The sequence below is a fragment of the Psychrobacter sp. DAB_AL32B genome (genome assembly GCF_002224105.1).
Taxonomy (GTDB): Bacteria; Pseudomonadota; Gammaproteobacteria; order Pseudomonadales; family Moraxellaceae; genus Psychrobacter.
In genome coordinates this window covers 1-17,731 of record NZ_NEXU01000017.1, presented here as the reverse complement: position 1 = coordinate 17,731, position 17,731 = coordinate 1, and the positions used below count along the sequence as shown (strand labels likewise).

At 43.0% G+C, this 17,731-nt stretch carries 15 protein-coding genes; 5 read left to right on the top strand and 10 right to left on the bottom strand.

Annotated features, from left to right (window positions below; genetic code table 11):
• Positions 1-117: 117 nt before the first annotated feature.
• The 5 genes from CAN34_RS01665 to uraD form a co-directional block, all read right to left on the bottom strand.
• A complete protein-coding gene (locus CAN34_RS01665; RefSeq protein WP_089554154.1) occupies positions 118-678 on the bottom strand; it encodes an ureidoglycolate lyase in 561 nt (186 codons plus the stop codon).
• A 396-nt stretch (positions 679-1,074) separates the two neighbouring features.
• Entirely contained in the window at positions 1,075-2,055 is a 981-nt protein-coding gene (gene puuE / locus CAN34_RS01660; RefSeq protein ID WP_089554153.1) for an allantoinase PuuE, read from the bottom strand.
• A 218-nt stretch (positions 2,056-2,273) separates the two neighbouring features.
• A complete protein-coding gene (locus CAN34_RS01655; protein ID WP_089554152.1) occupies positions 2,274-3,608 on the bottom strand; it encodes a urate hydroxylase PuuD in 1,335 nt (444 codons plus the stop codon).
• A 206-nt stretch (positions 3,609-3,814) separates the two neighbouring features.
• Positions 3,815-4,183, bottom strand: coding sequence for a hydroxyisourate hydrolase (uraH, locus tag CAN34_RS01650; protein WP_079692398.1), 369 nt, complete (start codon positions 4,181-4,183; stop codon positions 3,815-3,817).
• Between the two features lie 40 nt (positions 4,184-4,223).
• Positions 4,224-4,745 (bottom strand): 2-oxo-4-hydroxy-4-carboxy-5-ureidoimidazoline decarboxylase, encoded by a 522-nt coding sequence (uraD, locus tag CAN34_RS01645; protein WP_089554151.1) that lies wholly within the window; start codon positions 4,743-4,745, stop codon positions 4,224-4,226.
• A 313-nt stretch (positions 4,746-5,058) separates the two neighbouring features.
• Between uraD and CAN34_RS01640 the strand changes: the two genes are divergently transcribed.
• Positions 5,059-5,724, top strand: a complete 666-nt coding sequence (locus CAN34_RS01640; RefSeq protein WP_079692396.1) for a TetR/AcrR family transcriptional regulator — start codon at positions 5,059-5,061, stop codon at positions 5,722-5,724.
• Between the two features lie 156 nt (positions 5,725-5,880).
• On the opposite strand, the gene CAN34_RS01635 is transcribed toward CAN34_RS01640, so the two are convergent.
• Positions 5,881-7,293, bottom strand: coding sequence for a uracil-xanthine permease family protein (locus CAN34_RS01635; RefSeq protein ID WP_089554150.1), 1,413 nt, complete (start codon positions 7,291-7,293; stop codon positions 5,881-5,883).
• Positions 7,294-7,973: 680 nt separating this feature from the next.
• Between CAN34_RS01635 and CAN34_RS01630 the strand changes: the two genes are divergently transcribed.
• Positions 7,974-10,076, top strand: a complete 2,103-nt coding sequence (locus tag CAN34_RS01630) for a TonB-dependent receptor (protein WP_089554149.1) — start codon at positions 7,974-7,976, stop codon at positions 10,074-10,076.
• Between the two features lie 152 nt (positions 10,077-10,228).
• Positions 10,229-11,587, top strand: a complete 1,359-nt coding sequence (locus tag CAN34_RS01625) for a PepSY domain-containing protein (RefSeq protein ID WP_089554148.1) — start codon at positions 10,229-10,231, stop codon at positions 11,585-11,587.
• Between the two features lie 24 nt (positions 11,588-11,611).
• Here CAN34_RS01625 and CAN34_RS01620 read toward each other — a convergent pair whose 3' ends face one another.
• From CAN34_RS01620 to CAN34_RS01605, 4 genes are all read right to left on the bottom strand, one after another.
• Entirely contained in the window at positions 11,612-12,370 is a 759-nt protein-coding gene (locus CAN34_RS01620; protein ID WP_089554147.1) for an ABC transporter ATP-binding protein, read from the bottom strand.
• A gap of 74 nt (positions 12,371-12,444) precedes the next feature.
• The gene (locus tag CAN34_RS01615; RefSeq protein ID WP_089554146.1) at positions 12,445-13,503 is read right to left on the bottom strand and encodes an iron chelate uptake ABC transporter family permease subunit; all 1,059 of its coding nucleotides are present in this window, start codon (positions 13,501-13,503) and stop codon (positions 12,445-12,447) included.
• 104 nt (positions 13,504-13,607) lie between these two features.
• Positions 13,608-14,693 carry an ABC transporter permease gene (locus CAN34_RS01610; protein ID WP_254423047.1) on the bottom strand — a complete coding sequence of 362 codons (1,086 nt, stop codon included), beginning with the start codon at positions 14,691-14,693 and terminating at the stop codon, positions 13,608-13,610.
• 70 nt (positions 14,694-14,763) lie between these two features.
• Positions 14,764-15,816: a siderophore ABC transporter substrate-binding protein gene (locus CAN34_RS01605; protein WP_089554145.1), complete on the bottom strand. Its 1,053-nt coding sequence runs from the start codon at positions 15,814-15,816 to the stop codon at positions 14,764-14,766.
• Positions 15,817-16,215: 399 nt separating this feature from the next.
• Here CAN34_RS01605 and CAN34_RS01600 point away from each other — a divergent pair, with 399 nt between their 5' ends.
• Both CAN34_RS01600 and CAN34_RS01595 read left to right on the top strand, forming a co-directional pair.
• Entirely contained in the window at positions 16,216-17,169 is a 954-nt protein-coding gene (locus CAN34_RS01600; protein ID WP_089554144.1) for an energy transducer TonB, read from the top strand.
• An 84-nt stretch (positions 17,170-17,253) separates the two neighbouring features.
• A partial coding sequence (locus tag CAN34_RS01595; RefSeq protein WP_089554143.1) for a MotA/TolQ/ExbB proton channel family protein occupies positions 17,254-17,731 on the top strand: 478 nt, incomplete at its 3' end.

The following is a 17,731-nucleotide window of genomic DNA, read 5'->3' as shown; positions in this document are numbered from 1 at the left end:
TTTAATATTCTTTTATATCGATTGTTGTTATGTCTGCTACCAGTGAGCTTTTTAGAGCACAATAAAATTAGAGTGCAGTCAAATTAAAGCACAATCAAAATACTATTTATATAACTTCTAAACAGCATTAGCCTTTGCTCTATTTGACTTAGCTTCCTCAGTAGAGACATCAACGCAAACTTCCCAATTATCAATTTCGAACTCATGGCAGTTATTACCATCACCATTGATGCGATCGACCACTAAGAAGTCACAATCAGCTTTTAGCGCCAGTAGCGGATGATGCCAAACATTGGCATCATACTGTACACCTTGATACGAACGGGCATAAAAAACTTCTAAATCATCCGCTGATTTTGGTGGCTCGCCAGCTTTTGCCACCACGACTATATAGTCTGTGCTATTCATAGAAAAGAAGGCTTGCGTACCAAACGGATGATATTCCATCACCGATAAGGTAATGGGGCAGTCACGTCTTTTGGTACGGAAAATACTAAAGCCAACTTCACCGCCGTCATTTTGAACTTTTGAGATAGAATCATGACGACAGGCAAAGCCACGGTTAATATCCCAGCTGTTTTCAGGACATTTTTCTTCATCATCATAAGGCTCAATCACTGAGCCATAGGGTGCAAAAGCAGCTTTGGTTAAAGGTTGAGCAATTATTGTGGTTTTCATAAGTTCACCTTTATGTTAGTTAGTAATATCATTTATTCAGTTGTTTTAGTAACTTATTAAGTGATAGACCGGCAGCGGTCGCTAATGGCACTATGTTTTTATTCGTGGTTTTTATTCGTGAGCTTTTTCTAGCGCTTCACGATTGTTATCGTTAGTTAGCAAGACAGTTAGGCAGCAAGACAGTTAATCCGCAGTTTGAAATTTATAGTAACAAACAATCAAAGCCAGTGTCGCTAGCACTTACTGATTTAAACGAGGCAAATACAGGACACAAGATATGATTTTGGCGCAATGAAATGGCTGAGGTAATAAACTGCCTTGAGCGTATCATCACTTAGCTTACGTGGTTGCTACTACGTAGGTGCTGATTAATATGATGATACGTTTAGTAACTAGCTACATCCAGTTGGCGGTGTTATCAGCCGTTGCTGGATGATTTTCATACCAGTGCTTGGCGATTTCATCGCGGCGGCAGATCCAAACATCGGGTTTACTGGTGATGTATTGTAGAAATTGTTTGAGCGCTTTAATGCGACCAGCACGACCAATGATGCGGCAATGCAAGCCAATCGTTAGTATTTTTGGCGTGTCTTGACCTTCTTCATACAAGGTATCAAAGCTGTCTTTTAAGTATTGATAAAAAGGTTCGGCATTGGTGAACCCAGGACTTGAAGAAAAACGCATGTCATTGGTCTCAAGCGTATAAGGGATGACCAAATGCGGTTTGCGAGCAATTTTATTACCTTCTTCTACTTTGACATTGAGCCAGTACGGGAGCTCATCCGCATAAGAATCAGAGTCATAAATATAGCCGCCTTGTTCAGCGACCAGCTCGCGAGTATTTGGGCTATCGCGACCGGTATACCAGCCAAGCGGCTGCTTGCCGACCATACTCTCGAAAATTTCAGTAGCGCGGCGTACATGCTCACGCTCAGTTTCGCGGTACATATATTGATAGGTAATCCAGCGCAGTCCGTGACTGGCAATCTCATGACCGTCTTCTAATATGCGCTCGACGATATGCGGTGTTTTTTCAGCAGCGGCAGCACAAGTAAAGGTAGTAATGGGTAAACCATACTCTTTAAAGGTGTCTAAGACACGCCAAACACCAACACGGCTACCGTATTCAAAGGCTGATTCAATTGACTGGTGACGGTTGTTAAATTCTGGCGTACCTAAAACGTCTGATAAGAAACGCTCTGATTGACCATCGCCATGCAAGACACTGTTCTCTGCACCTTCTTCGATATTTAGCACAAACTGTACGGCAATCTTAGCGCCGCCCGGCCATTTGGCGTTTGGTGGATTTTCGCCATAGCCTTTTAAGTCACGCGGATAGCTCGCTTGATCAAAGTCGCTGGTTATTTTTTTTGTCATTGTCATTATCCTAGATAAACGAAAGCTGAAACGAAATAAGGTAAAGCTGGGGCAGGGGATACCGTTGTTGCTTGGGCAGTAATCATTGAATGATACATATCGATAAAATAGCTGTTGGTAACGCTGACTTTTAAAAATCAGCGTTACCAATCATTAGAACATTGTCTTTATAAACATCGTTTTTACAATCACTGCTTTAAGCATGGATACAGTATTTACTATAAACCTGAAGTGTAAGCGATAAGCTGCTGACGCTCTTCATCGCTTAGCTGAGTGATATTACCCAGTGGCATATAGTTAGTTTGCAATGCAGTGACTATTTTTGCCTTATTGATTTTCATATCTTCTGGCGTTTGTACAATAAAACCGAGTGGTGGCGCTGAAAATCCGGGTTGGGTAGGCTGCGCAGCATGACAAACGCTACATTTTGTATGTACCACTGCCATGATAGCGTCGTCAGCTGATGATGCAACAGGTACCACTGCGGCAGTCGTATCTGCACTAGGAGCAGGGCCAGCAGCAGGTGCTACGGCGGCTGTATCTCCGGCTACAGCAGGTGGCGTATCTGTCGGTGCTGGAGCAGCAGTTTCTGTTGCAGATGCCACAGGTATGACAGGAACTGGCAATGGCTTAATAGGTTCTGGACGCATCCAAATAATCAACAATACGGTTGCTATCGCAGGAATTACTAAGAATTTTGGTTTTTGGCGGCCCAAGTGTTTTTCGTTGAAGTAATGACGAGCCGTTGCAGTGATGATACCGACGAATACCAATACCAACCAACCATGCGCATGTGAATACATCATTGGATAGTGATTACTAATCATGATAAAAATTAGCGGTAGGGTAAAGTAGTTATTCATCAATGAGCGGTTTCTAGCCATCAATGCTAAAGCTGCTACATCTGGACCTGGTTTTACGCCACGACGTACACAATCTACCAAGGCGCGCTGAGCAGGCATAATCCCAAAGAAAACGTTACCTGCCATGATTGTACCTAAAATGGCACCGACATGGATAAAGGAAGCACGATCACTAAACAGCTGATAAGAACCCCACGTGGCAATGATCATTAGTATAAAGATAGTGATACTAAATGCCAGTTTATTTTTGCCGACATTGCTGCGTACAATGACTTCATAAATAAAGTAACTACCGAATAAGAACAATAGACTGGTCGATATAGCACCAACATTGCTACCAAAATCAACTTTGCTCGGATCAATCAAGTAAGCCGTCGCATTGATGTAGTAGACGATGATGAGCATCGCCATACCGGTCAGCCAAGTGGTATAGGCTTCCCACTTAAACCAATGCAGGGTTTTCGGCATCTCTTCAGGTTCGAGCTTGTATTTGGCAATTTCATAAAAACCACCACCATGAACTGCCCAAAGATCACCTGAAATACCTTTTTTGGCTTTCCATTCTGGTGGCTTCTGAAGACTCATGTCTAGCCATACGAAGTAAAATGATGCGCCAATCCACGCCACACCAGCGATAACATGAAACCAGCGGAAGAATAAACTTAGCCAATCGAGAAGATATGCACCCATGTTGTCAATGTCCTTTATATTATTATATCTTGGTAACTCGTAACGACTTTTGCTCACCTTCGTTATTATAAAAGATTGTGATACAACGTAGCGATACCAGCATTATTTATTTGGTCTTAAACCACTGACCTCACTGTCAGACGTTTAATTTTCCAGCGCTCGTTTAGCCTTATTTTTATAAGGCTTCGAGTAATAAAGCTATAAAATTATGATCCGCGATAGGTACCGTAGCCGTGTGCGCTAAGCAGTAGCGGCACATGATAGTGACCATTATCTTGTATCATAAAATCGATGACCACTTGCGGATAAAATACCGTTAGTTTTTGTGCATCAAAATACGCTTGGGTATCAAAGGTCAGCGTATAACGACCGATATCTAAATGATACTCGGCAATATCAATTTCTGGGTTAAATACCCAACCGTCGGTAGTCACGCGACCATCAGCGTTGGTAACACCGTTTGCCAATAATGACGGCTCGCCACTGGCGCTCACGCGATGTAGCGTCACTGCTATATCAGCGGCAGGTTTGCCAAGATGGGTATCTAAAATATGTGATGAGAGAGTACCTGACATGATAATTCCTTTTATATATGTTGGTCTAATTGGGCAAGATTTAAGCGTCGCTCAGCAGTTTTTGTAAACGTAAACGCGTGATTTTGTTTTGCTCAGTGGCTGCATTTAATAGTTCAGTATCGCGATCGTTTGGTAAACGTGCTTGCAATAAATCCAGCATTTGCTGGGCACTTTTACCGGTTGCAAAGACGATAAAGATAAAGCCAAATTTATCGAGATAATCCTGATTGCCTTGCGCCAACGCTTCAATCACAGCGTCATCAGCGTCATTGGCACCTGATTGCTCATGCGCCGCGCTGTCTTGCGTATTGCGATATTTTTCTTTTAATGAATCGACATTACCAATCTGTGGATGACCATCAAAGGCTTCTAGTAAATTGCCTTCTTCTGTTTGCGCTTGCTGCCATGCCGCATCGCTAGAGGTAAGTAAAGCGTCTAGATCTGCAAACGGACGTGCATCTGCTAAAGTATTTGCCCAGCTGGTGCTGGTACAACAGGTCAATAATTGTGAGGTCGCATCGGCTTGCGAGAGGGCATTAAATTGCGATAGTGATAAGCTCACGGTAACATCCTTGTTTTTTGATAAAGCATTTTGCTTAGTATGAATTGCTTAGTATGAATTTACAAAGAGAAGGTGATGTCTCTTGATTATATAAATGAGGGGAGAAACCCATGCTAAAGTAGTATCGATTCAGTGCTAATTGGTTTAATATTAACCATTCTGCTTAAACCTGACCAAATGGTCAACTACTTTATGCAAAATATTTTCTGTTATTGGCTATATTTCATAAAATTAGGACGATAATTTACTGTCTGTCCTAATAATATACTGGAATATGGTCGTTTATTCACCATAATGTCTAACGGTTTATTCCATGACTCAAAATTGCAAAGAAAACCCACCTACTTCCTCTGAGAATACCGTTCATCGTAATCAGCAGGATATTCGTGCACAAAATCAAGCGGTGATTTTGATAGCCGCTGAAGAAGAGTTCGTGCTGCAAAGTTATCGCGGTGCCACGATGCAAGGTATCGCGGATCGAGCAGGGCTACCAAAAGCCAATATTCATTATTACTTTAAAAATAAGAAAAATCTATACAAAGTGGTCTTGCGTTCTATTATTCAAGAATGGAATGAGGGGTTGGTGACCATGACGGTAGATAGTGATCCAAAAACGGTCATTGAAAAGTTCGTCCGTACCAAATTACATCAAGCGTTTGCCAATCCAAATCGCCATAAGCTGTTTGCCCTTGAGGTCATCGGCGGGGCACCGCATTTACATGATTTCATGTCAACGGTGATGAAAGACTGGGCGCTTGATAAAACACAGGTAATGAAAACATGGCACGAGCAAGGCAGAATCGCTATTGCCGACCCGTTGCAGCTATTGATTTTAATTTGGGCAACGACACAGCGATATGCAGAGTTTGAAACAGAAATCGTCGGCTTGATGCAAAAAGAGGCTTACGATGAGCAAGATGAAGCCCGTGCTGCTGACTTTTTAGTACCGTTTATCTTACGCGGTTGTGGCATCGAATAAGTTCATAGTTTTATTATATATAATTATCCTAAAAACCCTTTGATGATATAAGCTTTATTAAGGCTGCTATCATTAAAGCAGAGCTTAAGACTCAGCAGGATATTCTGCTGAGTCTTTATTTTATCTTATGGATAAAACTGCTATTGGGATACTTTTTTAAGAGGCTTTTTTGAGAAGGTTTATCTGTTCTTCAACTTTAGCATTTTGCTCTGGTGTGTCGTATTCAGACCCATAGTTCTTCGGTAAAATCATATCAAGGGTGATAGCGACTACACCCGCCATCGTTACGGCTGAACCAAAGATATTACGGAACAACTGCGGCGTTTGGGCGAATACATCAGGGACAAAGGCAATACCCATTGCTAGACCTAGTGTGGTCGCAATAATCAAGATATTACGATGGGTAAAATCAACCGTTGATAAAATGCGAATACCAGCAGTGGCTACCGTTGCAAACATCAATAGGGTCACGCCACCAACAACGGGCTTTGGTAGTTGGGTAAAAATAGCACCAAGGACAGGAAACAGACCCATCGTGAAGATGATAGCAGCGACATAAAGACCAACATAGCGACTGGCAATACCCGTCATTTGAATCACGCCGTTATTCTGGCTAAAAGTAGTCACTGGGAAAGTGTTAAATACGGCAGCAATCAAAGAGTTAACACCATCGCCTAACACCCCGCCTTTAATACGTTTTTCGTATACCGGACCTTTGATAGGTTCGCCTGAAATCATTGAGGTTGCGGTCAAGTCGCCTGAAGTCTCAATACTAGTGATGACATACATAAAGGCGATAGGAATAAACGCCTGCCAGTCAAAGCCAAAACCAAATTTAAAAGGCACTGGTATAGTAAGTAAAGGTGCTTCAGAGACTAACGAGAAGTCAATACGTCCCATAAACATTGCCGCGATTAAGCCTAGCATCAGACCAATAAAGATAGCACTAGAGCGAATGACTTTGTTATCGATGATACTGATCAGTACCACACTCACCAGTACACCACCGCCTAGTAATAGGTTCTCCATACTACCGAAGTTCTCAGCACCAACGCCCCCTGCCAAATCGGTCAAACCAGTCTTGGTCAATGACAGACCAATAGTGACAATGACACAACCGGTCACGATAGGGCTCATCAGCGATTTAAGCTTAGTAATGAACTGACTTAAGAATATCTCAATGAATGCGCCAAGGAATGAGACCCCAAAGATGACAGAGAGAATCTCGTCTGGACTACCACCCTTATTTTTTACCACAAAACCAGCGGCAAGTACGGCTGCTAAGAAACCAAAGCTGGTGCCTTGTAGTGCCATAAGGCCGGAACCTACCGGACCAACCTTACGTGTCTGAATAAAGGTTGCAACCCCAGATACCATCAAAGACATACTGATAAGGTAGGGAATGTGTTCCCCTAAGCCTAAGGCACCGCCAATGATTAAAGAAGGGGTAATAATACCGACAAAAGCGGCAAGTACGTGCTGTATAGCACCTAAAAATGCTTTGGCGGGGGCAGGACGGTCATGCAGTCCATACAGTAAATCGGGGTTCCCTTGAGTATGTTCACTCATCTTAACTTCCTTGTAAAGTGAGTTTTAGTCCAAACTCTGTGTAGATAATTAAGCAAAATTTCGAATAAACAAATGAGATAGGCAAATTGCTAGCTCTCTAAAGTTTCACATTGCTAATCCAACTACCAAAGCGTTGCACTTATCCTGATGTTAATAAATATAAGCAGATAGCTATTGTTTTTTAATCTGACTAATAGTCGTAATTTTAAACCTGACTAATTAGTCAACTATCTAAGGGTATAGGCAAACGACCGCATATTGCAATGATTTTTTTATATAAGAGGTTTATTGATCGAAATTGACTGATGGATTAGCACACCTTGTTGGTGGCTAAAATCACTGAGAGAGCCGTATCTTAAAGGTTTACATATCTAGCAGAGACAAAGTAAAAAAGCATGCATAATTTATCGATATAAATTTCTGACATTAATTATTGCCAAATTGTTAATACTTCGTTATTATGCCTCTCATTATTAAACGCTAATCATTATCATTAACATTAATAATGTTATTCGCGTATTGCCTTGGCTATTACTTAAATACCAAGCTTAGTTTTTATTCAAACACCAACCTTCTAAAAGGTTGTTTTGGTACAGACCATTGATAGACGGTCTTGAAATTAATTTTCAAACGTCGTTTTTAAAATCCTAATTTCTGATAGTAGATAAAGTGAGTGTGTTATGCGTGAAGTAAAGTTTTCTAGTCGATTGAGCGTATTGTCCATGGGCGTAGCAGCGGTACTATGGTCACAAGGCTCGCAAGCGGCGAGTGCAGCCGCTGTAGAAGATATGCCTAGTACCACATTACAGACCATCACAGTGACTGCCAACAGTTCAGTCCGTGAAAAAGCGCAAGAAGATTCTGTTTATATAGAGGACTATACGCCAGCGCAGCAAGCTAGCCATTTGAGCGATTTTTTGAATGTCGTTCCCGGGGTTACCGTAGGTGGTACCTCAGCGGTCAATCAGCGTATTCGTATTCGTGGTCTTGAAGATAGCAACCTAAAAGTCACTATCGATGGTGCTCGTCAAGAAGGCAAACTGTTTTATCATATGGGTGATTTAACCCTTGATCCTGACTTACTCAAGCAAGCGGATGTCTCAGTTGGTAATAACTCAGTGACGTTAGGAAACGATGCCATTGGTGGTGCAGTGGCTTTTACCACCGTTGATGCGGCCGACTTGTTAAAACCTGGCCAAAGAATCGGTGCTAAAGTTCATGCAGGATACGCTAGTAATAACGACGAGCTATTAACGTCAGCGACTGTGTTTGCCGCACCAACGGAGAATGTTGACTTACTGGCTTATTATGGCAAGCGTGATGCCGATTCTGGCGAAGATGGTAACGGTCGTGAGCTGTTTGAAGACAGTAAAACTGAAAGCATCTTATTAAAAGCTGGTGCGTATATTGCAGATGACCACCATATTGGCGCAAACTTTAGTAGCACTGAAAAGAAAGGTATTTTCCCATTCCGCCCAGACTTTCCAAGTAGTCCCAATACTGGAGGTCTTAAGGTAATCCCACAACAAGTAAAGCGCGATACGTATGGTATTGATTATAAGTTCAATCCTAGCAATCCATTGGTTAATGTAGATACCAATGTGTATCAAACCAAAACCCGTATTTTACGTGATTCCTCCTATGTAGGTAGCTTTGATTTTAACGCTGAAGTTCAAACCACAGGCGCAAAAATCCAAAACACCAGTAACATTGCTACCAATGTTGGCACCCACAAGCTGATATCTGGTGTTGAGCATTACAAGAAAGAATCAGAGATGGAGCGCGACTTCGTCAAAAAAGGGTCAGATCAGGCAACAAACACTTCTATTTATCTAGAAGACCAATGGCAAATGGGCAAATTTAGCCTAACACCAGGTGTTCGTTATGACCGCTACAAATCTCCTGACTTTATCGCTGGTGGAAAAACTTATGATAATGTCGTCGGCGCGCTTGCCGCAAGCTATGAGATTGCACCACTGACGCAAGTATTCGCTAGCTACACACAGTTATTTAATGGTCCTGATTTAAGCCAAACCATCTTTAATTCAGATGGTGATAAAACTTACGTTAATAATAACTTAAAAGCAGAAGAAGGCTCTAACGCTGAAGTGGGTATCGTTACAACCTTGCGCGACCTAACGGTAGCTGGAGATGCACTGCAACTAAGCGGTAAATACTTTGAAACTGATATCGAAAACTATATTGAGTTTGTTAGATCAGGTGGTACGCGTCCAGGTCTGAATTGTGAGAGTGGAACACCATTCCAAACTTATGACAAAGCTGACGATGGAAACCGTTGTCAAGGTACTGTCAATAGTACTGAAGATTTCAAGATTAAAGGTATTGAGCTTGCCGCTGATTATAAAATGAATGATTTTAGTATGGGTTTGAGCTATTCGCGCGCGCGCAGTAAAGGTGAAAATACGGGCTACAGCATTCCATCAGTGACCGGAAGCAGCTCAGAATCAGGTGATAAATATATGGTCAACCTGGCTTATAGCCCAACAGAAACGACAGATATTGGCTGGCGCAGTACGTATGTCGCTTCAGTGATGCCAAATACTGGCGCAAATGATATTGAAAAACCAAGCTATGACGTCCATGATATCTTTATGAACTATTCGCCAAGACAAATTGAAGGACTAAAAGCGACGGTCGGTGTTTACAATCTTTTCGATGAAGCTTATGCCAGTCATGCATCAAGATTGGATCCTTTAAAAGATGATAGCACTGACTTTGAAAAAGGTCGTAATATCAAAGCGTCATTGACGTATCAGTTCTAGTTCTAAAAAAAGCAAAGAGAATTGGATCGTGTTTAAAAAGTCAGCTCTTTATAGAGGGCTGACTTTTTTATTGCGCTTTTTTAGAGATAGTTTTTAACTTTTATTTAGTGGTATCACACCTATTCATCTACATTTATAAAGATTCAGCACTCATGATCTCATTTTCAATTCACCCGCGCCGCATTTGCCTATGGATTCACCGTTACACAGGGCTGGTAATGGCGGCTTTCTTAATCATGGCTGGAATCACTGGGGCGTTATTAGCGTTTCATGATGAGCTAGACGATGTGTTCAATCAGCGTTTGGCTTATGTTAAGCCAGCGCAGACACCAGTATTGTCTATTGCAACCCTTCATGACAAAGTAATTAGTAGCTATCCAGAATATAGTTTTTCAGCCTTTGCAGTGACAGTCGAGCCTAACCGCGCTGTTGTGTTTGTGGTTGATAAATACAAGGGCGACGTGAAAGTAGCGCCTGAGCCTCCCTTCCAAGAGGTCTATATAAACCCCTTTACGGCTGAAATAATGGGGACACGTGATAAAAACGAATGGGCTTGGCGCAATACCATGTACAAGGTATTTTGGCTGCACCGTGATTTATTGCTCGGTGATATCGGTAAGTTGATATTAGGTATTGTGGCGCTGGTTTGGACGCTTAATTGCTTTATTGGCTTTTATTTAACCTTTCCAAGAGCAGTTAAAAATAGCAGTACTAGCAACAAAATCTCTACTAAAAAACGCGCCTCTTTTTTTAAACGCTGGCTACCTGCATGGAAAATTCGTACCAAAACCAATATCTTTAAGCTGAATTATGATGTGCATCAAGCATTTGGCTTATGGTTGTGGATTATGTTGTTTGTGATTGCATGGTCGAGTGTAGGTTTTAATTTACAGCAGGTCTATAAGCCAGTAATGCAAGTGGTAGTCGGGCTTGAAGGTAAAGATGGTAAGGGAGGGAAATCGAAAAAAGCAGATAAAACCAGCGCGCAAATTCTGCCAAATACGATGCCAGTTAGCGTTAGTAGTAAAATAGGTGCTGATGCAATTAATGATGTAATCAATAAAGCCAATAGTATCGAATATGTCAGCAAGCAAGCAACTATTGCCGCGCAGAAAAACGGTCTAAGCGTACAGCAACTATTGGGAATTCGCTGGGTCGAGGAAGACAAGCAGTGGCAGATGCGCTTTAAAACCAATAAAGATATTGGCAAAAAAGGCGGCGCGTCATCGATTACGGTGAATGCAAAAACAGGCAGTGTCGAGCGCGTGAATTTTGGTTATCAAAACGCGTCATTTGGCAATAAAACCGACCAATGGCTCTCAACCTTGCACATGGGGCATATCGGTCACGGCATAGGTCATTTGGCATATCAGATATTCTTAGCATTGATTGGGTTAGCGGTCGCGGTGTTGTCTGGTACTGGGGTTTATTTGTGGTGGAAAGGACGACAACAACGCTTAAAAATGTCGCGAGATATAAAGAAAAGTATAATAAAAATTACTGACGTATAGCATTATTCAACCCCTAGCTGTTCATCAAAAACTATCGACAATCACTGGACGCCCTTGATGATTCAGCACCGTAACGTCAACATTGTATAGTTCTTTCATCGTTGCTTGCGTGATGACATCAACCGGTCGACCGACTGCCATGACTTTACCTTCTTTCATTGTTACTACCGTATCGGCAAATTGCGCGGCTTGATTGATATCATGTAAGACGATCACTACCGTTTTTTGCTGGTGATGACTTAACTCATGCAGCTCGCGCATCAAGCGTCCAGCATGATACATATCCAAATTGTTCAACGGCTCATCAAGCAATAAATACGGCGTATCTTGGCAGACAATCATCGCAATCAACACCCGTTGCCGTTGTCCACCTGATAAGGACGATAAAAAGCGCTCGGCAAGTGGCTCAAGCTCAAAGCGTTCGATTATTTCTTGCACTTTTTGCTGATCGTTCGCTGTTGGCTGCCCTTGGTGATACGGATAGCGCCCAAACATCAGCAGCTCATGCACGCGCAGTCGCCCTTGCACTTGATTGTCTTGCCCAAGCATTGCCACCGTTTTAGACAGTGTCCGCGCATGACAGCTGACGATATCATGCTCAGCAAAGCATACTTGTCCAGATTGCAATGGTTGCAGGCGTGCCATCAGTGAAAACAAGGTAGATTTACCAGCGCCATTGGGGCCAATAAGTGCAATCACTTGTGCGCTTGGCAACGATAAGCTGATGTCATGTAGAATCTGCTGTTTACCAATGTGATGCGATACGCCCGTTATTTTTATCATAATTATTCTTACTTTATTGTTTTTACTTCATTTTGAGTATCTATGAGCTGAATTTTAATAAATGTTTAGAGCTTTTAGCTCGAGCGGCGTTGGCTCATAAATATTAAGGCTAAAAATACCAAGCCGCCTGCCAATTCAATGACGACCGATAATACGCCTGCCATGCCCAGTACTTGCTCAAATATGGTCTGACCAAGTACCAAGCAAATCATCGCCACCAAGCTGACCAATATCAGCCGTTCACTATGATACATGTGGCGGGCAAGTCGATTGGTCAGGGCGCAGACTAATAGTCCGAAAAAAGTCACTGGACCGACTAATGCGGTGGCAGTGGCGACCAATACTGCAATGACGGTTAAGAGCCCAAATGCTAAGCGCTGATAATTAATACCCAAGTTAATCGCTTGTGCCTTGCCAAGCATCAATACATCACATTGATAGCGCCAGCGCCAGATAAACAGCGCACTAATAACACAGATAGAAATACTAATACCCAGTAGCTGCGGGTTGACGGTATTAAATTGTGCATAACTGGCAGATTGCACCACCACAAAGTCATCAGGATTAATCAGCCGTGCAATCAGTGCGGATAGGCTGCGAAACAATACCCCAAAGATAACACCCACTAATATCAGCCGCGTCAAATCCTGACTGCTTTTTGAAAACAGCAGTCGAAATAGCAATAATGACGCGCCAAACATTAAGATGATTTCAAGCGTAAATTTGACGATTGGGTTGATACTGGTAAAGCTAATTGCGCCTAAGAAAAACACCAATAAGCTTTGTAGCAACACATATAGCGAGTCAAATCCCAATAAAGAGGGCGTGAGGATAGGGTTATGGGTCAAGGTTTGAAACAATAAGGTTGATACGCCAATTGCATAGCCAACTACCATTAAAGCCAGCAGTTTTTTACCCCGTAGCGGCAAAGCAAAATCCCAATAGCCATTGACGTTAATGGTCAAAAATAAAATAGCTGAGATGAGTAAGATAATGGTAGCAATGGATTTTGGATGTTGAGTGATGGCTAGCCACAACCTTGCCCAAAATCCTGATAGCTTTGTATGCTTTGATGACTCACTATGAGTATCCGTATCTGTGGTGGTGGTGGTGGAGGCAGAATGTAAAAGCATACGCTAATCTTATAAAAGAGAATGGCAAGTAAGATGATCGATGATCAAAGTGTCATAGTTATGGCAAAAACTATGAGTCCGTTATAATGAGCCTGTCATAAATGTCATGACTCCGCAGGAGCACGTAATAACAGCCATAAAAACAATACCGTGCCGACCACCCCAAAAACAGTAGCAACAGGGACTTCAAATGGATAGCGGATGGAGCGCCCGATAATATCGCAGAATAGCACCGCTGAAGCACCCAATAGCGCGACCGCTGGCAAGCTTCGGCGCAACTTATCACCCATCAATCGGCTGACAATATTGGGTACGACCAAACCAATAAAAGGAATCATGCCAACCGTCACGACGACGACAGCGCTCATCATCGCCACCATCCCAACGCCCATCCACGTGACTTGCCGTTTACTAATGCCTAAATTGAGCGCTATATTATCGCCCAAACCGACGATGGTCAGTTTGTCGGCAATAATATAAGCGATGACACATAGCCCACCTGTTAGCCATAACAGCTCATAACGACCGGCTAATACACCAGAGAAGTCACCAAATTGCCAAACGCTTAGCATTTGTAGCGATTCTGTTTGATAGGCGATAAACGTCGTCACCGCTTCGATAATTCCACCAAAGACAATCCCAATCAGTGGAATCATCAAAAAATCAGTCGGCGGAATGCGGTGGATTAATAGCATAAATAGCATCATGCCAAATACGGCAGTAATGGTAGCCACGCCCATTTTGACAATGAGCGCACTGGCTGGAAACAGCAAGCTGACCACTAATAATCCTAGCGCTGCACTTTGAGTAGCACCGACCATTGATGGCTCAACGAAGCGGTTTTTTAGCACCACTTGAATAATCATCCCAGCCACCGCCATGGAAACACCGGTCAAAATGATCGCAATAGTACGTGGTAGTCGGCTGACCAGCAGCAGTGAGCTGTCGGAGTTGGCGCTATGATTGATAAGACTTTGCCATATACCCGACCACGAAAAGTCCGCCACGCCAATTGATAAACTTAATAACACCAATAGCCCCATGATAATGAGGCTAGCGGTATTTATCAGCCACGGCGGTATGGCGGCACGTCGATGGTTGGGATTAATGCTATTGCTGGTGCTTTGCCAACTTGACGAAGCGGCTGGCAAAGCAGCGCTGGCGTGAGCACGAGGTGAAAATAACGACATAACGGCTACTGGCTTAAAAATAAGGAGTGGCAACTGACATTAATAGTAGCTGCCCGAAAAGTAATAGCGTTTATTTAGCGCTAGCAAAGGCGTTTTTAATCGTGGTTAAATCCTGCATCCACTGATAATAGCCACCAAAGGCAAGGTAAGAGTCTGGGCTAAGGTAAACCACTTGATCTTTACTCCATGCATTGGTTTGCGCGACCAATGGATTATCCAATACTGCTTTGGCACCGGCACCATCTTCACCAATTGCTGCGCTGCGATCGATGACAAATAGCCAGTCTGGATTGGTTTTTTGGATATACTCAAAAGAGATGGGCTGACCGTGACGCGCATCTGAGATTTGGTCATCTGCCATTGGGATATCGAGTACCGTATGAATAAAGCCATAGCGCGACTTGTCACCGTAGGTGGATAGCTTATTGCCATTGACCATGACGACTAAGCCTTTACCCTTTTCTTTAGTCAAGGTTTTAGTCTCATCAATGAGACCGTCGATATTTCCTTGCAGCTTAGCCGCTTGATCGCTTTTGCCAAATAATGCGCCCAAATCATGCAAACGCTGCTTGCTTGATGCATAAATATTTGCAGTATCAATACTCATGTCCAACGTCGGCGCGATGCTTGATAGCGCATTGTATTTTTCTGCCATACGCGAGCCGACCAATATAGCTTGTGGCTGCATCGCATTTAACGCTTCAAGATTTGGCTCAAATACCGTACCGACATCTTTTGGTTCAGGCTGTGTCTTAGAATGTAAGTTATCTAATTTTAGACCACTTGGCATGCCATCGACAGCGACATCAAGTGCTGCTAAGTCCTGCATTAACGTCATGTCATAGACTACCAGCGGTGATGGATTCATTGCTAATTCGACATCTCCTTTCACCGTATCGACGGCGATAGTCGCCACAGAAACAGCGTCATTATTGGCGACATTCGAGGCATTATCAGCCGTTTGGTTTTCAGTCTTGGCATCTGCTGGCTCAGAGTCGTTTGACTCAGGTGAGCTACAACCTGCCAAACTGATAGTAGCAACGAGTGCGGTCATCATGGCAGCCAATAAGGGACGTTTAAAAACAGGGGTAGCTTTGTGGCTAGAAGAGAGGGTAGTAGACATAAATAACTCGGTATATCATGGGTTTGAGCAGTATTTTATAAAATCTGCTAGATAAAAAATGGTTTGTTTGACGCTAATAAAGTGTTTTTTTATGCTGACTTTCATCGATGGTTGGATATTTTATAGTCTTAATTTTTTCGACGATTCATTTGTAATTGGAATAACAAACGAGCAGCTATAGTAAAGTAATTGAGACTTATTATCAATATCAATGATAATGATTTTTATTAACAGTGATCGTTATCGAGGGTAGGTCTCACTATAAAAATCTATACCAAACTTAGTTTTAGTCCGAGAAACCGTATGCAATTGCTGAAATATTAGAAATTTACCATTGATAATAGTTATCGTTTGCATTATTATCACCATCATTCTATGACGGTTAAAAGTTAGGGTGTTATGAGTTCAACGGATTTAGACGCGCCACCACTTAAATTGATACTGGCGGCTATTGTTATAGTTGTGGGCTTGCACGTGCTGACAGCAGTCGCATTAGTGGCGATCAAGACTCCTGAGATAAAAGTTGAACCAGAAAAAGACACGCCACCTATCGAGATACAAATGGTGACGCTGCCTGCCGAGATTAAAGAGCCAGAGGTTGCGATGGATACAGCTGAGCCTGTAAAACCTATACAGCCACAGCCTAAATCTGTCGCTACCACTAAACCTAAAATAGCGAAAGAATCTCAGCCGCTAGCGAAGACTAAGCCAGCTATCAAACCAGCGGTAACATCAGAAAAGCCTAAAACGAAGACGCAACCTGATACAACCAAGGCTGTAGAAAACGAACCTTTTAAACATAAAGTAAAACCGCAAGAGTCAATATCAACAGTTCAAGCAGATGCTTTAGCCGCTGATAACGAACGTAAGATATTGGCAGCACAAGCTGAAAAAGCAGCACAGCAAGCTCATGCCAAAGCCGCTCAAGAAACTAAAAGATTAGCGGATGCAAAAGAAGCGGCAGAAGTAAGAGCGTCTAAAGAAGCAGAAGCTGCTGCCCGAGCAAAAGTCCAAGCAGACGCCGCTGCCAAAGCCGCTGCGGCTGCCGCAAGTGATACACCTGTAAACTTTACCGCCAGCGCTGCCAATTGGTCATCTGCACCGAACTTTAGCTTTCCCGATCGCGCAGCCCGTCGAGCTCATTCAGGTGATACTCTCAACGTTGTGCTGGTATTGAAAGTCAATAAACAGGGCGGCATTGATAGTGTGCGTGTCGCCCAATCTTCTGGAAATGCGGCATTGGATAAAGAAGCACAACGCCAAGTACGCTCTGGCAAATTTAAACCCTTTATGAAAAATGGTGCAGCGGTCGTCGGTAATGTCACGTTGCCCATCGCCTATACCGTCCCGTAGACATACGGCATAACATATTAACTCGCACTACTGTCATCAATAACAAAATAGCAAGTAATGCAATAACACCTTAAGGAGTCTGACATGGACTTTACAACCTATTGGCAATATAGCGACATGGTGACCAGAACCTTGTTCTTTTTGCTACTTGCTTTATCTATTATCTCTTGGGTAACCGGTATCATACGGATACTACAAAGCCGCAAATTGGCTGCCAATGTTGCCGACGATTTGAGTCAGAAAATTCAAGCCAAGCGCTCAGAATTGAGGGACGCAGATGCCGCAACGAGGCGTTTGGTGATAGAGCAGACCCTGCTCAAGCATATTGGTCGTTACCGTTTTGCCAGTGAGCGTGGATTACCTATCCTCGGTACGACGGCAGCGATTGCGCCATTTATTGGTCTGTTTGGGACGGTGTGGGGTATTTTTCATGCCCTGCATAATATTGGCGTGAGTGGACAGGCGGGATTGGGACAAGTTGCAGGACCAGTTGGCGAAGCGCTTATTATGACGGGTTTGGGGATCGCAGTTGCGATTCCAGCAGTGGTGTTTTATAACCTTG

What these genes read in the sequence shown, in the direction of transcription:
- CAN34_RS01600 (WP_089554144.1), top strand. Translation starts at nt 16,216, where the DNA reads ATGAGTTCAACGGATTTAGACGCGCCACCACTTAAATTGATACTGGCG.
- CAN34_RS01605 (WP_089554145.1), bottom strand. Translation starts at nt 15,816, where the DNA reads ATGTCTACTACCCTCTCTTCTAGCCACAAAGCTACCCCTGTTTTTAAA.
- CAN34_RS01665 (WP_089554154.1), bottom strand. Translation starts at nt 678, where the DNA reads ATGAAAACCACAATAATTGCTCAACCTTTAACCAAAGCTGCTTTTGCA.
- CAN34_RS01610 (WP_254423047.1), bottom strand. Translation starts at nt 14,693, where the DNA reads ATGTCGTTATTTTCACCTCGTGCTCACGCCAGCGCTGCTTTGCCAGCC.
- CAN34_RS01625 (WP_089554148.1), top strand. Translation starts at nt 10,229, where the DNA reads ATGATCTCATTTTCAATTCACCCGCGCCGCATTTGCCTATGGATTCAC.
- CAN34_RS01615 (WP_089554146.1), bottom strand. Translation starts at nt 13,503, where the DNA reads ATGCTTTTACATTCTGCCTCCACCACCACCACCACAGATACGGATACT.
- CAN34_RS01630 (WP_089554149.1), top strand. Translation starts at nt 7,974, where the DNA reads ATGCGTGAAGTAAAGTTTTCTAGTCGATTGAGCGTATTGTCCATGGGC.
- CAN34_RS01635 (WP_089554150.1), bottom strand. Translation starts at nt 7,293, where the DNA reads ATGAGTGAACATACTCAAGGGAACCCCGATTTACTGTATGGACTGCAT.
- CAN34_RS01620 (WP_089554147.1), bottom strand. Translation starts at nt 12,370, where the DNA reads ATGATAAAAATAACGGGCGTATCGCATCACATTGGTAAACAGCAGATT.
- puuE (WP_089554153.1), bottom strand. Translation starts at nt 2,055, where the DNA reads ATGACAAAAAAAATAACCAGCGACTTTGATCAAGCGAGCTATCCGCGT.
- CAN34_RS01640 (WP_079692396.1), top strand. Translation starts at nt 5,059, where the DNA reads ATGACTCAAAATTGCAAAGAAAACCCACCTACTTCCTCTGAGAATACC.
- uraH (WP_079692398.1), bottom strand. Translation starts at nt 4,183, where the DNA reads ATGTCAGGTACTCTCTCATCACATATTTTAGATACCCATCTTGGCAAA.
- CAN34_RS01655 (WP_089554152.1), bottom strand. Translation starts at nt 3,608, where the DNA reads ATGGGTGCATATCTTCTCGATTGGCTAAGTTTATTCTTCCGCTGGTTT.